1 protein-coding gene (cut by a window edge) is annotated in these 16963 nt (G+C 70.3%); it reads right to left on the bottom strand.

What is annotated here, in order from left to right; genetic code table 11:
- Positions 1-48 precede the first annotated feature (48 nt).
- On the bottom strand, positions 49-16963 hold the 3' portion of the coding sequence (locus NDR87_RS24730) for a non-ribosomal peptide synthase/polyketide synthase (protein WP_251913023.1). Its footprint extends 26783 nt past the window's final position; only the last 16915 of its 43698 coding nucleotides appear in the window; its start codon lies off the right edge, out of view; its stop codon occupies positions 49-51.

Below are 16963 nucleotides of genomic sequence, written 5' to 3'. Positions count from 1 at the left end.
AGGCGGGACGGACCGGACGGTGGAGAGATCTTCCCCGTCCGGTCCGGACTACTCCGCCACGATCACCCGAATCTCGTCGTCACCCGATTCCCCCGCCTCCTCGGCCGTGACGAACCAGTGGGTGACCTCGCCGTCGGCCAGATCGGATTCCACATCCCCGCTCGGCAGCACCGACAGCGCACCCGCCGTGGCGCTGGCCAGGAACTCGGCCAGGGCCGCGGGGCCCGCGGACGAGGTGGTGTACGTGGTCGACTCGTAGTCGATCTCGTTGTCCTCGCGCAGGGCCTCGGCTCGGTCGAGGGTCTGCTCCTGGGTGAGCGGGGTCCAGGCGCCGTCGGCGGACCGGATCACGAAGGCCGGGTGGTCCTCGTGCAGCGGGCGGACGCGGTCGGCGTAGGAGACCGGATGCGCCGGTGCCGCCGCGAGGTCGGCCTGCACCTTCGGGTCGGTGGGCACCAGCCAGCGGACCGACTTGGCGGCCGGTTCCAGGGTGATGCCGAAATCTGCTCCGGCGGAGACGATTTCACCGAAGGACAGGCCATCGGCGAACAGCACCGCGGCGCCGGCCTTCTGCACCGCCCACACCGCGACCACCGCGTCCAGCGACCGCGGCAGCGCGATCGCCACGATGTCACCCGGGCCCACACCCCGGTCGATCAGCACCCGCGCCAGCTTCGAGGAGCGCGAATCCACCACGTGGTACTGGATTTCCGCGCCGTCGACCAGGACGGCCGGGGCCTGCGGATCCTCCTCGACCACCTCGCCCAGCGCCTTGGCGACCGTCCGCGCCCCGACCCGGGCGGGCTCGGGCGCGGAATCGGTTGTGCCGACCCCGGATTCGGCCAGAATCCGGGCCCGCTCGGCGTGATCGAGAATGTCGATATCGCCGACGAGCGCGTCCGGATCGCCCAGCAGCGCCTCCAGCACCCGCAGCATCCGGCCCGACAGCGTCGCGACCTCGTCGGCGGTGAACCGACTGCCCAGATACTTCCAGGTCAGCTCGATCGTGGCCTCCGCGGTCACCAGCAGCGTCAGCGGATAGTGCGTGGCGTCGTTGACGCCGACACCGGTCACCGACATGCCGTCGATGGAGCTGGCGGCGGCGATCGCCTCCTTGTCCATCGGATACGACTCGAACACCAGCAGGGTGTCGAATTGCGCTCCCGCACCGGCGATCCGCTGGATATCGGTCAGCCCCACGTAGTGGTGTTCGAGCAGATCGGCCTGATCGTGCTGCAGGCGTTGCAGCAGCTGGCCGACCGAGAGCCGATCGTCCACCCGCACCCGCACCGGCAGCGTGTTGATGAACAGACCCACCATCGACTCCACACCCGGCAGCTCGGCCGGTCGGCCCGAGACGGTCGCGCCGAACACCACGTCGCCGCGTCCGGTGAGCCGCCCGAGCAGGATGCCCCAGGCCGCCTGCACCAGCGTGTTCACCGTGACGCCGAGTTCGGCCGCGTGCTTGGTGAGCTGACGCGTGCGGTCGGCGTCGATCTCGGTGATCAGCTTGCCGATCTCGTACTGCTCGGCCGTGCGCGGCTGCGGCGCCAGCGCGGTGGGCTCGTCGGCGCCCGAGAGCGCCTTGGCCCACGCCCGCAGCGACGCGTCGCGGTCCCGCCCGGCCAGCCAGGTCAAGAAGCTGCGGTAGGGCGCCACCCGCGGCAGCGCCGTCTGATCGCCGCGCACCGCGTACAGCACCAGCATGTCCCGCATGAGCAGCGGCATCGACCAGCCGTCGAGCAGGATGTGATGGGTCGTGATGCCCAGATGCCACTGGCTCTCGCCGGTCCGGTAGAGCGTGAACCGCATCAGCGGCGCGGTCGTCATGTCGAAGTGGGTCTGGCGATCCACATCGACCAGCCGCTGCAACTCCGGAAGCCGTTGCGCCTCGGGAAGACGCGTCAGATCCACCTCGCGCCACGGCGCCTCGACCCGATCGAGCACGACCTGCACCGCGTGACCGTCGGAATCGGTGACGAAGGCCGTGCGCAGGTTCGGGTAGCGATCCAGAATGCCCTGCGCCGCCGCCCGCAACCGCGCGATGTCCAGCGTGCCGCCGAGATCGACGACCGCCTGCATGGTGTAGACGTCGACGGTCGCCTGCGTCATCAGCGCGTGGAACAGCAGCCCCGACTGCAGCGGCGACAGCGGCCAGACATCGCCCAGGCCCGGGTAGTCGCGCTCCCAGACCTCGATATCGGACTGACCCACGTGCACCAGCGGCAGATCCGATGGGGTGAGGCCACCGGCCTCCGGACGCCGCGCGTGCCGGGCCAGCGCGGTCAGCGCGGCCACCCACAGCTCGGCGAACTCGGCCACCCGCTCGCGGCTCAGCAGACCCGTCGGGAAGGCGAAGGAGGCACCGAGCCGCGGACCGTCGTCGCCGTCGGTGACGATCGCGTTGATATCGATCGTCGCGTTGGCGGGCATGTCCTGATCCATATCGGCGTCCAGGCGACCCAGATCCGCAACCGGGACCCAGCCGACCTCGGCCAGTTGCTCCGGAATCTCCCCGGCGGAGACGCGGCCCAGATAGTTGAAGCTGATCTGTCCCGCGCCACCGAGCTGTTCGGCGGTCTCGGCGTTCAGATATCGCAGCAGGCCGTAGCCCAGACCCTTGTCCGGTACCGCCAGCAACTGCTCCTTGATCGACTTCACGACCTCGCCCAGGGCGTTGCCACCCGCGAACGCGTCGTCCAGGTCGGCCCCGGCCAGATCCAGCCGCACCGGGTAGGCACTGGTGAACCAGCCGACCGTGCGCGACAGATCCGCACCCGGGACCACGTCCTCCTCGCGGCCGTGCCCCTCGAGCTTGACCAGCGTCGCATCGCCGAATTCGGCTCCGCGCCACCGCGATACCGCCAGCGCCAGCGCCGACAGCAGGCCGTCGTTCACACCGCCCCGGTACAGGCCCGGGATCGCCGTCAGCACCGCATCGGTCACCTCGGCCGGCACGCTCACCTCGACGCGTTCCACCGTCGCGAAGGTGTCGACGGCCGGATCGAACGCCCGGCTGCCCAGCAGCGGATCCGGCGTCGCCGAAACCTGCTGCCAGAAGGGCAGTTCCGCCGTCCGCTCGGGACTGCGGGCCGCTTCGACGAGGGCATGCGCCCACCGTCGCATCGAGGTCCCGTTGGCGGGCAGCGCCACCGACTGGCCCGCGGCCAGCTGCGACCAGGCGACCGCCAGATCCGGAATCAGGATGCGCCAGGACACACCGTCGACCACGAAGTGGTGCGCCACGACCAGCAGGACATCTCGGCGGCTGGTGGTCTCGCCCGGGAAGGCGAACCACACGAACTGCACCATCGCGGCGTTCGCCGGGTCCAGACGGCCCAGCGCCGCATCGTATTCCGCGCTCGCGCGCCGGGTCAGCTCCGCGTCGGAGATGTCGCCCGGCAGCTCGACCCGGTGCACCAGCGCGTCGACATCGACCGCGCCGCGCTCCAGCGCCTCGAACGTCCAGCCCTCGGAGTTGTTGCCGCGCAACCGAGCCCGCAACACATCGTGGTGATCGAACACCGCGGCGATGGTGGCGACCAGGGTCTCGCGGTCGATGCCGTCGGGCACGCGCAGTTCCATCGACTGCGAGAACCGATCGTAATTCGAGCCGCTCGACAGGATCGAGGTCATGATCGGCGTCAGCGGGATCTCGCCCACGCCGCCGCCGGGCAGTTCGGCCAGCCGCTTCTGCTCGGATTCGCCACCGAGCGTGGCGATCTCGGCCAGCGCCGCGACGCTGCGCCGCTCGAACACATCGCGCGGGGTGAACAGCACGCCCCGGGCCTTGGCCCGCGACACCAGCTGGATCGACAGGATCGAATCACCGCCCAGGGCGAAGAACGAGTCGTCCAGGCCGACCTGGTCCACGCCGAGTACCTCGGCGAACACCGCGGCGATGATCGTCTCGACCTCGCCCGCGGGCGCCCGGAACTCCCGCGGCGCCAGCTGCGGTTCGGGCAGGGCCTTGCGGTCCAGCTTGCCGACCGGCGTCAGCGGGATCTCGTCGAGCACCACGACCGCCGAGGGCACCATATGCGGCGGCAGCGTCCGCGCCACGAACTCGGTCACCCGCGCCGGATCCACCGCCCGGCCCGGCGCGCCGAGCACATAGGACACCAGAATCGTTGCGCCGGCATCGGTCTGGCGGCCCATGGTGAAGGCGAATTCCACGTCCGGATGCCGCCCCAGCGCCGCGTCGATCTCGCCGAGCTCGATGCGGAAACCGCGCACCTTCACCTGGAAGTCCGAGCGCCCGACGTAGTCCAGCTCCCACGGCACCTCGGGCGAGGCCAGGTTGCCCTGGCGCCGCTCCGGCGCGGCGAACCAGCGCACCACGTCACCGGTGCGGTACATCCGGGTGCCCGGCGCGCCCCACGGATTGGCGACGAACCGTTCCGCACTCAGGCCCGGCCGGTTGTGGTAACCGCGCGCCACCGCGCCACCGGCCAGATACAGCTCACCCGCCACACCCGGCGGCACCGGATTCATCCGCGAGTCCAGCACCAGCGCCGACATGCCGTGCACCGGCGTGCCGATGGTGATGTGATCGCCCGGGAACAGCCGCGCGTAGGAGGAGATGATCGTGGTCTCGGTCGGCCCGTAGGCGTTGAAGTACTTCCGCCCCGGCTGCCACTTCGCCAGCAGTTCCGGCGTGGTGACATCGCCACCGACCGAGGTGACCAGCAGCTGCTCCTGCCCGGCCGGATCCATCGTGCCCAGCACCGCCGGGGTGATGATGGTGTGTGTGACGCCCTCGGTCCGCAGCAACTCGGCCAGGTCCGGGCCACCGATGATCGTGCCGGGCACGATCACCAGCGTCGCGCCGATGTAGAAGGCACACACCCACTCCAGCACCGACGGATCGAAGCTCGGCGAGCAGATGTGCAGGAACCGGTGGTGCGGCTCCAGCCCGTACAACCCGGTCGCCACGTCGGCCAGGCCGCCCAGACCCGCGTGGGTCACCGTGACGCCCTTGGGCTTACCCGTCGAACCGGACGTGTAGATCACATACGCCGGATGCGACATGTGCAGCGGCGCAAGGCGATCGGCATCGGTGACCGGCTCGGCGGACGCGGCGGCGCACAGCTCGCCGGTCGCCGGATCGTCGAGCAGCAGCCAGTCCACGTCGTCGGGCAGGCCGCCGACGTACTCCGAACCCGTGATGCCGAGCACCGCGGCCGAATCGGTGAGCATGTGCCGCACTCGATCCTGCGGATAGTTCGGATCCACCGGGACGTGCGCACCACCGGCCTTGGTGATCGCCAGCACCGCCAGCACCATCTCGTAGGAGCGCGGGAACGAGACGGCGACCAGCCTTTCCGGACCGACGCCGCGCTCGATGAGCACCCGCGCCAGGCGCGAGGACTGCTCGTCGAGTTCGCCGTAGGTGATCGAACGCCCGTTGTAGCGCACCGCGGTGCGATCGCGGCCCAGCCGCAGGCCGTTGGTCATCAGATCGGGCAGCAGCCCGGTCGCCATGACCTCGTCGCCGTGCACGTGGGTGAGCAGTTCGTACTCGCTCGGCGCCAGCAGCGGCAGGTCGCCGACCGGCACCGACCCGGAATCGCGCGCGATGGCCTCGAGCAGGCGGCTGAACCGCTGCGCGAACACCTCGACGGTCGCATCGTCGAACAGGTCGCGGGCGAAGGAGAATTCGGCGTACATGCCGTTGGCCTCGTCGGCCGACTCCCGCATCGTCAGCGACAGATCGAATTTCGCGGTGTCGACCTCGAAATCGACCGCCTGGACCCGCAACCCGGGCAGCTCGAACGTGCTCTCCGGCAGGTTCTCGAACGACAGCGCCACCTGGAACAGCGGATGCCGCGCGGTGGAGCGTTCGGGCTCGAGCAGGTCCACCAGGCGTTCGAACGGAATGTCGGCATGGGCGAACGCCTGCAGGTCGGCGTCCTTCGCCTGCGCCAGCAGCTCCTCGAAGGTGAGCTGGCCCCGCACGTGGGTGCGCAGCACCAGCGTATTGACGAACATGCCGATCAGATCGTCCAGTTCGGCCTCGCCACGACCCGCGATCGGGGTGCCGATCGCGATGTCGTCGGTGCCCGACATGCGCGCCAGGAAGACCGCCAGGGCGGTGTGCACGACCATGAACAGGGTCGCGTTCTGCTCCCGCGCGATCCGCTGCAGCGCCCGATGCAACTCGGCGCCGATCGGGAAGACCACCCGGCCACCGGCGAACGACTGCACGGTCGGCCGCGGCCGGTCGGTCGGCAGGTTGAGTTCGTCCGGCACCCCGGCCAAGGCCTTGCGCCAGTACTCGGCCTGGATCGACAGCAGGCTCTCCGGATCGTCGATCGAGCCGAGCAGATTGCGCTGCCACACCGAATAATCCGCGTACTGCACCGGCAGCGGCGTCCACGCCGGGGCCTCACCGGTGGAACGGGATACGTACGCCACCATCAGATCCCGGGTCAGCGGGCCCATCGACCAGCCGTCGGCGCTGATGTGGTGCGCGACGAACACCAGCACGTGTTCGGTCTCGGTGACCTGGAACAACCGGATGTGGAACGGGATCTCGCGGGTCACGTCGAACCCGGCCGACACCAGCGCCAGCACCTCCGCCGGTACCCGGTCCTCGCCGATGCGCACCGGCGTCAGGTCCACCGGCGCCTCGGCGGGCGAAAGCACCTGCTGCACCGGGCCTTCCGGGGTCTCCGGGTAGATGGTGCGCAGAATCTCGTGCCGTGCGACCAGATCCCGCGCGGCCTGCTGCAGCGCGGCCACGTCCAGCTCACCCGAGAGCCGGATGGCCACCGGGATGTTCTCCACCGACGACGAGGTGTCGAACTGGTTGAGGAACCACATGCGGTGCTGTGCCAGCGACAGCGGCACCCGGTCCGGGCGCGGCCCGGCCACCAGCGGCGGACGGCCGCCGACACCGGCCTGCTGCTCGGCCTTGGCGGCCAGGCCCGCGACCGTGGACGCCTCGAACAGCGCGCGCACGGGCACCCGGGTGTCCAGCAGCGCACCGATGCGGGCCGCGACCTGCGTCGCCAGCAGCGAGTTGCCGCCGAGGGCGAAGAAGTCGTCGTCCGCGCCGACCCGGTCCACACCGAGGACATCGGCGTACACCGAGGCCACGACCTCTTCGATCGGGGTCGAGGGCGCCCGGAAGGAGGTGCTCTCGAACTCCGGCTCCGGCAGCGCCTTGCGATCCAGCTTGCCGTTGATGTTCAGCGGCAGCGCGTCCAGGACCACGAAGGCCGACGGCACCATGTACGACGGCAGCGCCTCCGCCAGCGCCGACTTCACCTGCGCCACATCGACTTCCGAGCCGACCAGGTAGGCGACCAGCCGATCGCCGGTCCGCTCGTCGGACTTCGCCAGCACGGCCGCCTGAGTGATCTCCGGCAGCGCCAGCAGCGCGGCCTCGATCTCGCCCAGCTCGATGCGGAAGCCGCGGATCTTCACCTGGAAGTCGGTGCGGCCCCGGTACTCCAGCTCGCCGTTGTGCCAGGCCACCAGGTCACCCGTGCGGTACATGCGGGCACCCGCCTCGAACGGACTAGCGACGAACCGATCCGCCGTCAGGTCGGGTCGGCCGAAGTAGCCCCGGGCCAGCTGCGCACCGGCCAGATACAGCTCACCGGCCACACCATCGGGCACCGGATGCAGGCGCGAATCCAGCACGTACACCTGACTGTTCCACTCGGGCGCACCGATCGACACCGACAGCTGGTCGGCGCGGGTCACCTTGTGGCTGGTGATCGAGACCGCCGCCTCGGTCGGGCCGTAGAGGTTGAACAGCTCCCCGGCGTTGTCGCGCCGGAACCGCTGCGCGGTCGCCGCGGGCAGCGCCTCACCGATGGCCAGCACCCGACGCAGCGAACGCGCCAGCGCGCCACCGGATTCCACGAGCAGCGCGTCCAGCATCGACGGCACCACATGCAGCGTGGTCACGCCCTCGCGGGCCATGAGCTCGTTCAGGTACGCCGGATCGCGATGTCCGTCGGCCGTGGCGATGACCAGGCGGCCACCCGACACGGCGGCCGACCAGAACTCCCACACCGACAGGTCGAAGGTGGCCGCGGTCTTCAGCAGCACCGCGTCGTCCACGCCCAGTCCGAATTCGGCCGTCTTCCACAGCAGCTGGTTCACCACGGCCGCATGCGGCAGCGCCACACCCTTGGGACGACCGGTCGAACCGGAGGTGAAGATCACGTACGCCGTGTTCTCCGGCCGCAGCGGGGCCACCCGCTCGGCGTCGGTGATCGCGCCGTCCGCGAGCTCACCCAGGGCAAGCTCGTCGATCCGAATCACCGGAGCCACAGCGGTATCGAACTGCGCGGCGGCATTGGTGAGCACGCACACCGGCGCGGCGGTCTCGAGGATGTAGCCGGTCCGCTCTGCGGGCTGATCCGGATCCACCGGCACGTACGCGCCGCCGGCGGTCGACACCGCGTACATGGCGACCACGAGATCGGTGGAGCGCCGCAATGCCAGCGCCACCCGCGACTCGGGGCCGACGCCTAGCGAGATCAGGTGCCGCGCAAGGCGGTTCACCCGGCGCGCCAGCTCGGCATAGGTCAGCACCGCGCCGTCGGGGCCGATCAGCGCGACCGCGGTCGGATTCGCCGATGCCGACGCCGCCAGCAGTGATGGCAGGGTCCGGGTGCGGTCGACCTCGGCGGCGGTGGCGTTGCGCGCCTCGATCAGCGCGGCCCGCTCGGCCGCGGCCAGCAGCTCGATATCGCCGACGGCCGTGCGCGGCGCGGCGATGATCTCGCCGAGCAGCCGCACGAACCGATCCACGAAGCCCTGCACCGTATCCCGCTCGAACAGGTCGGTGGCGTAGGTGAAGAACCCGGTGATGCCCGCGGGCTCGCCACCCTGGCCGTAGCGGTCGGTCGCGATCAGGTGCAGATCGAACTGCGAGATCTGGGTGTCGAAGTCCAGACCCTCGACCCGCAGACCCGGCAGCTCCAGGCTGGACTGGGCCAGGTTCTGGAACGACAGGCCCACCTGGAACAGCGGATGCCGCGCGGTCGAACGAACCGGGTTGAGCACCTCGACCAGCCGCTCGAACGGCACATCGGCATTCGCGAACGCCTGGATGTCGGTCTCGCGCTGACGGGCCAGCAGCTCGGTGAACGGTTCACCGGCCTCGACCCGGGTGCGGAACACCAGGGTATTGACGAACATGCCGATCAGATCGTCCAGCACCGCCTCGCCGCGACCCGCCATCGGCGTACCGATCGCGATGTCGTCGGTGCCCGACAGCCGTGCCAGCAGCACCGCCAGCGCCGTGTGCACGACCATGAACAGCGTCGCGCCCTCGGCGCGCGCCAATTCGACCAGCGCCCGGTGGGTTTCGGCGTCGATGCGCACATCGACCTTGCCACCGGCGAACGACTGCACCGCCGGACGCGGCCGGTCGGAGGGCAGATCCAGCTGATCCGGCAGATCGGCCAGCGCGGAGGTCCAGTACTCGACCTGCTTGGCCGCCAGCGAGTTCGGATCGTCGTCGCTGCCCAGCAGCTCGCGCTGCCAGATCGAGTAGTCCGCGTACTGCACCGGCAGCGGCGTCCAGCCCGGCGCCTCACCCAGCGAACGGGCGGCGTAGGCCGTCATCAGATCGCGGGTCAGCGGGCCGACCGACGAACCGTCGCCGGAGATGTGGTGCACGACCATCGCCAGCACGTACTCCGGGACATCGGAGTCGGAGTCCGCGATCTCGAACAGCGCGATCTTGACCGGCACCTCGGCGGTGACGTCGAAGATCGTATTGGTCAGCGCGACCACCGCGGCCTCGATGCCGTCCAGGCCGACGGTGCCGATCTCCAGCTCCGGAACCGCCTGCGCCGCAGGCAGAATCACCTGCACCGGCCCGTCCTCGGTCTGCGGGTAGATGGTGCGCAGGATCTCGTGGCGCGCCACCAGATCCGCGATCGCCGCCCGCAACGCCGCGATGTCCAGCGCACCCGACAGCCGCACCGCGATGGGCACGTTGTAGGCCGCCGACTGGGTGTCGAACCGGTTGAGGAACCACATGCGCTGCTGCGCCAGCGACAGCGGGATCCGATCCGGGCGCGGACCGGCCGTGAGCGCCTTGCGCCCACCGGCGCCCGCATGCTGTTCCACCCGCACCGCCAGCGCGGCCACGGTCGACGCCTCGAACAGCAGGCGCACCGGAACCCGGGTGTTCAGCGCCTCGCCCAGCCGCGCCGCGACCTGCGTCGCCAGCAGCGAGTTGCCGCCGAAGGCGAAGAAGTCGTCGTCGCGCCCGACCGCGCCGCTATCCAGGCGCAGCACCTCGGCGAAGGTGTTCGCCACGATCTGCTCGATCGGGGTCACCGGCGCGCGGAATACGGCCTTCTCGAAGACCGGCTCCGGCAGCGCCTTACGGTCCAGCTTGCCGTTGGCATTGAGCGGCAACGCCGCGAGCCGCATGAACACCGACGGCACCATGTACGACGGCAGCTGGGCCGCCAGTGCCGACTGCAACGCCTGCCTGTCCAGCTCGTCGGGGCCCACCACATAGGCCACCAGGCGGTCGCCGATATGCGGATCGCTGTGTGCCACCACGGCCGTCGCGGTGACGCCGTCCTGCCGCAGCAACGCGGCCTCGATCTCGCCGAGCTCGATGCGGAAGCCGCGGATCTTCACCTGGAAGTCGGTGCGGCCCAGATATTCCAGCTCACCCTCGGGCGTCCAGGCCACCAGGTCGCCGGTGCGGTACATCCGGGAACCACTACCGGAGGCGCCCTCGATTTCCCCGAAGGGGTTGGCCACGAAGCGATCCGCGGTCAGATCCGCGCGACCGAAGTAACCGCGCGCCAGCTGCGCACCCGCCAGATACAGCTCACCCGCGACCCCGACCGGAACCGGGTGCAGGCGCGAATCCAGCACGTACACCTGGCTGTTCCACTCCGGCGCACCGATCGACACCGACGCCTGATCGGCCTCGGTCACGCGGTGGCTGGTGATGGACACCGCGGCCTCGGTTGGGCCGTAGAGGTTGAACAGCTCGGTCCGTGGATGCTCGCGCAGCACGCGCTGCGCCAGCGAACCGGGCAGCGCCTCACCAATGGCCAGGATGCGCCACAGCGAATCCGACAGCCCGGCGGTGAGCAGGGCGTCGAGCATCGACGGCACCACGTGCAGCGTGGTCACCCACTCGCGCGTCATGAGCTCGTTCAGATACGCCGGATCCCGATGCCCCTCGGGAGCGGCGATGACCAGGCGGCCGCCGCAGGCCACGGCGGACCAGAACTCCCAGACCGACAGGTCGAAGGTGGCGGCGGTCTTGAGCAGCACCGCATCGGCCGGATCGAGGCCGAATTCGCTCACCTTCCAGCGCAACTGGTTGACGATCGCGCCGTGCGGCACCGCCACGCCCTTGGGGCGGCCGGTCGAACCGGAGGTGAAGATCACGTACGCGGTATTGGCCGGGCCGAATGCCCGCACCAGCTCCCCGGCCGCGATCGCCGCGTCCGAGTGGCCCGACAGGTCCAGCCGGTCGATGCGCACCACATTGCCGTGCTCGAAGCCGTCCACCGTGGTGGTCAGCACGCAGACCGGGGCCGCGGTCTCGAGGATGTACTCGACGCGATCGGCGGGCTGAGCCGGATCGACCGGCACATACGCCGCACCGGTGCGGGCGACCGCGTACATCGCGACCACCAGATCCACCGAGCGCCGAATGGCCAGCGCCACCCGGTCTTCCGCGCCGACGCCACGCTCGATCAGGTACCGCGCCAGGCGGTTCACCCGGGCGTCGAGCTCGCGGTAGGTCAGCACCTGCTGCGGCGCGGCGGCTTCCGGGGCGTCGGCGACCAGGGCCACCTCCTTCGGATGCGCGGCCACCGCGGCGTCGAGCAGTGCGGCCAGCGTGCCGGAGGGCACCTCCTGGGCCGTCTGGTTCCAGGCCCGCAGGATCCGCTCGCTCTCCGCACCGTCGAGCAGGTCGATATCACCCACCCGCACCGAGGTGTCGGCGATGACGGCGTCGAGGACCCGCACGAAGCGATCGGCGAAGCCCTGCACGGTCGACTCGTCGAACAGGTCGATCGCATAACCGAATTCGGTCACGATCTCGGCGGGCGTGCCGTCCTCGTCGTACCGGTCGTACAGCGTGACGTGCAGATCGGTCTTGGCCAGCTGCGAGTCGAATTCGACCGCGCTCACCGACAGGCCGGGCAGCTCGAAGGTGGTCTCGGCCAGGTTCTGGAACGACAGACCCACCTGGAACAGCGGATTGCGCGCGGTGGAGCGGACCGGGTTGATGACCTCGACCAGTCGCTCGAACGGCACGTCCGCATGGGCGAACGCCTCGAGGTCGCGCTCGCGCACCTCCGCCAGCAGCTGTGCGAATCCGGCGTCGCCGTCCACGCGGGTGCGGAACACCAGCGTGTTGACGAACATGCCGATCAGGTCGTCGAGCTCCCGCTCGCCGCGGCCCGCGATCGGGGTGCCCACGGCGATGTCGTCGGTGCCCGACAGCCGGGCCAGCAGCACCGCCAGGGCGGCGTGCACGACCATGAACAGCGAGGCGTTGTTGGCCCGTGCCACCTCGTGCAGCCGAGCATGCCGCCGTGCGTCGATATCGAAGCGAATCGCCTTGCCCTGGAACGACTGCGCGGGCGGGCGCGGGCGATCGGTGGGCAGCTCCAGCTGATCGGGCAGTCCGGCCAGCGCGGCGGTCCAGTACGAGACCTGCTGGGCGGCCAGCGATTCCGGATCGTCCTCGGCGCCGAGCACGGCACGCTGCCACAGCGCGTAGTCGGCGTACTGCACCGGCAGCGGCGCCCACTGCGGCGCGTCGCCCTGGGCGCGCGCCACGTAGGCGGCCATCAGATCCCGCGCCAGCGGGGCCATGGACGAACCGTCGGCGGATACGTGATGCACGGTGAAGGCGAGCACATGCTCGTCGGCGCCGATCACGTGGAACAGCGCCACCCGCAGCGGCACCTCGACGGTCACGTCGAAGGTGGTCAGCGCGAATTCGATGATCTTCTCGCGCAACTCGGTCTCGTCGACCTCGATCGGCGTCAGCGCCGCCGGGGTCTGCGAGGCGGGCAGGATGACCTGGTGCGGTCCCTCGGGCGAGCCCGGGTAGACCGTGCGCAGCACCTCGTGGCGAGCGAACACGTCGCCGATGGCCTGCTCCAGCGCGGCCACGTCGAGCGTGCCCGACAGCCGCACGGCCAGCGGGATGTTGTCGACCGCGGAGGTGGCGGTGTCGAACTGGTTGAGGAACCAGTACCGCTGCTGCGCGGGCGAGAGCGGAATTCGTTCCGGCCGTTCGCCCGCAGTCAGGCGCGGCCGGGTACGCCCGGAGCCCGCACCCTGCTCGAGTCGGGCCGCCAGCGCGGCCACGGTCGACGCCTCGAACAGATCGCGCACCGCCAGATGGATGTCCAGCGCCGAGCCGAGCCGCGCGGTCACCTGGGTGGCGATCAGCGAGTTGCCGCCCAGTTCGAAGAAGTCGTCGTCCACGCCCACCCGGGTCGCGCCGAGCACATCCTCGAACGTGCCCGCCACGATCTCCTCGATCGGGGTCGACGGCGCCCGGAACACCTTGGCCTCGAACACCGGCGCGGGCAGCGCCTTGCGGTCCAGCTTGCCGGAGGCGTTGAGCGGGAAGGCATCCAGCACCACGAAGGCCGAGGGCACCATGTACGCGGGCAGTTCCCCGGCCAGCGCCGAGCGCACGGCGTCGAGATCGAGGGCGTGGCCCGCGTCGGCGACCAGATATCCGACGAGCTGGTCGCCGAGCCGATCGTCCGAACGCACCACCACGACGGCCTGAGCCACCGAATCCAGTGCGACCAAGGCGGACTCGATCTCACCGAGCTCGATGCGCAGACCGCGCAGCTTCACCTGGAAGTCGGTGCGGCCCAGATATTCGATCTCACCGGCCGCGGTCCAGCGCACCAGGTCACCGGTGCGGTACATCCGGGCGCCCGGTACGCCCTTCGCGGCGCCGAAGGGGTCCGCGACGAAGCGATCCGCGGTCAGATCCGGCCGCGCGACATAGCCGCGGGCCAACTGCACGCCCGCCAGATACAGCTCACCCGCGACCCCCGGCGCGACCGGGTGCAGGCGCGAATCCAGCACGTAGACACGGGTGTTGAACACCGGGCGGCCGATCGGCACCGAGGCGACATCGGCGGGGGTGACCTCGTGATAGGTCACGTCCACCGCGGCCTCGGTGGGCCCGTACAGGTTGTGCAGCCGCGCACCGGTCAGCTCGACCAGCTTCTGCGCGGTCGGCGCGGGCAGCGCCTCACCGGAGGCGAACACATTGGTCAGCGAGGTGCATGCGGCCGCGCGCTCCTCGGCGACGAAGACCGACAGCATCGAGGGCACGAAGTGCGCGGTGGTCACGCCCTCGGCCACGATGAGCTCGGCCAGATACGCCGGATCGCGATGCCCGTCGGGCTTGGCCACCACCAGGCGCGCACCGATCTGCAACGGCCAGAAGAACTCCCACACCGACACGTCGAAGGTGGCCGGGGTCTTCTGCAGCACCACGTCGTCGGCGTACAGGTCGTACTCGTCCTGCATCCACACCAGGCGGTTCACGATCGCGTCGTGGGTGACCGCGACGCCCTTGGGGCGGCCGGTCGAACCGGAGGTGAAGATCACGTACGCGGTGTTCGACGGGCGCAGCGGCGCGATCCGATCCGCGTCGGTGACCGGTTCGGCCGAGTAACCGGAGACGTCGAGGGTGTCGATCTCGAGAATCAGAGCCGCATCACCCTGGGCCAGAGCCTCATCGCCCTGGACCCGAGCCGCATCACCATGGACCCCGCCGAAGGCAGGGGCGAACTCGTCCCGGGTGGTGGTCAGCACGCAGACCGGCCGCGCCGTCTCCAGCACGTACTGGTTGCGCTCGGCCGGATGATCCGGATCCAGCGGCACATACGCACCGCCGGCGACCGTCACCGCGTACATGCCCACGACCAGTTCGATCGAGCGGCGCATGCCGAGCGCGACCAGCGCATCCGGCCCCACACCCCGCGAGATCAGCTCGCGCGCCAGCTGATTCACCCGCGCGGCGAACTCGCCGTAGGTCAGCGTCGTGCCCTCGAACGTCAGCGCGGGCTCGTCCGGGGTGCGCTCGGCCTGCATCGCGAACATCGACGCCAGGGTCAGCGCGCGGCTGCCCGCGGACTTGCCCAGCACCACCCGGTCGATGTCGTAGCCGGTGGCGTTCCAGTTGTCGAGCACCTTGCGGCGTTCGGTGTCGTCGAGCAGCTCGACATCCCCGACCGCCACGGCCGGATCGGCCACGACCGCCGTGAGCATGCGAACCAGCCGGTCGGCGAAGGCCGCGACCGTCGCGGCGTCGAACATATCGGTGGCATAGGCGAATTCGGCGCTCATGCCATCGCCCAGGCCCTGCGCGTCGAACCGCTCGGTCAGGTTCAGATGCAGGTCGAACTTGGCCGTCACCACGTCCAGTGGCACCCCGGCCACCTCGAGGCCGGGCAGTTCGAACGACGCCGCACCGGTGTTCTGGAACGACAGCATCACCTGGAACAGCGGATGCCGCGCCTGCGACCGCGCCGGGTTGAGGATCTCGACCAGCCGCTCGAACGGCAGGTCGGCCTGGCCGAACGCGGCCAGATCCGTCTCCTTGGTGCGGGTGAGCAGTGCGGCGAACGCATCGTCCGCCGCGACCGGGGTGCGCAGCACCAGGGTGTTGACGAACATGCCGATCGCATCGTCGAGCGCGGCCTCGCCGCGGCCCGCGACCGCGGTGCCGATGGCGATGTCGTCGCTGCCCGACAGCCGCGACAGCAGCGCCGCGAAGGCCGCGTGCACGACCATGAACAGGCTCGCGCCGTGCTCGCGTGCCAGCGCGTTGAGCCCGCGCAGCAGCTCGGCGTCGATCGAGAACTCGTGCACGCCACCGCGGTTGGACGCCACGGCCGGGCGCGGCCGATCCGAGGGCAGATCCAGCTGTTCCGGCAGCCCGGCCAGCTGCCGCGACCAGTAGGCGACCTGCTGGGCGATCAGTGCGGTGGGATCGTCCTCCGAGCCCAGTGTCTCGCGCTGCCACAGCGCGTAGTCGGCGTACTGCACCGGCAGCGGCGCCCAGCCCGGCGCCTCGCCGCGCGAGCGGGCCGCGTAGGCGATCATCACGTCGCGGGCCAGCGGGCGCACCGACCAGCCGTCGCCGGAGATGTGGTGCACCACGAAAACCAGGACGTGCGTGGGCCGTTCGGCGTCCTCGACCCGGAACAGCCCGGCCCGCACCGGAACCGCGGCGGTCACGTCGAAGCCGGTCAGCACGACCTCGGCGATGCGCTCGGCGATCTCGGCCTCGGTCACCGGAATCGCTTCCAGCTCCGGCGCATTCGAGCCGGCCGGCAAAATCACCTGTACGCCGTGCCCGTCGGCGGTCTCCGGATAGACGGTGCGCAGCACCTCGTGCCGATCGACCACATCGCGCACGGCCGCGCGCAGCGCGTCGACGTCCAGCGCACCGGTCAGGCGCACGGCCAGCGGAATGTTGTTGACCGCGCTGGCGGTGTCGAACCGGTTGAGGAACCACATGCGCTGCTGTGCCAGCGACAGCGGGATCTCCTCCGGCCGCGGTCCGGCCACCAGCTCGCGGCGGGCGCCGGTCCCGGCATGGCTCTCCAGGCGCGCGGCCAGCGCACCCACCGACGGCGCCTCGAACAGCAGCCGCACCGGCACCCGGGTGTCCAGCGCCGCGCCGAGGCGGGCGACCACCTGAGTGGCGATCAGCGAGTTCCCGCCCAGATCGAAGAAGTCGTCGTCGACGCCGACCTGCTCGCCCAGGCCCAGCACCTCGGCGAAGGTGGCGGCGACGATCTCCTCGATCGGGGTCGCCGGTGCCCGGAATTCCCGGGCCTCGAAGCTGGGCTCGGGCAGCGCGCGGCGATCGAGCTTGCCGTTCGGGTTGAGCGGCATGGCGTCGAGCACCACGATCGCGGCCGGGACCATATAGGACGGCAGCTGGGCGGCC

Source organism: Nocardia sp. CDC159, assembly GCF_023740735.1.
Lineage (GTDB): Bacteria > Actinomycetota > Actinomycetes > Mycobacteriales > Mycobacteriaceae > Nocardia > Nocardia pulmonis.
This window is presented reverse-complemented; position numbering and strand designations above follow the sequence as displayed.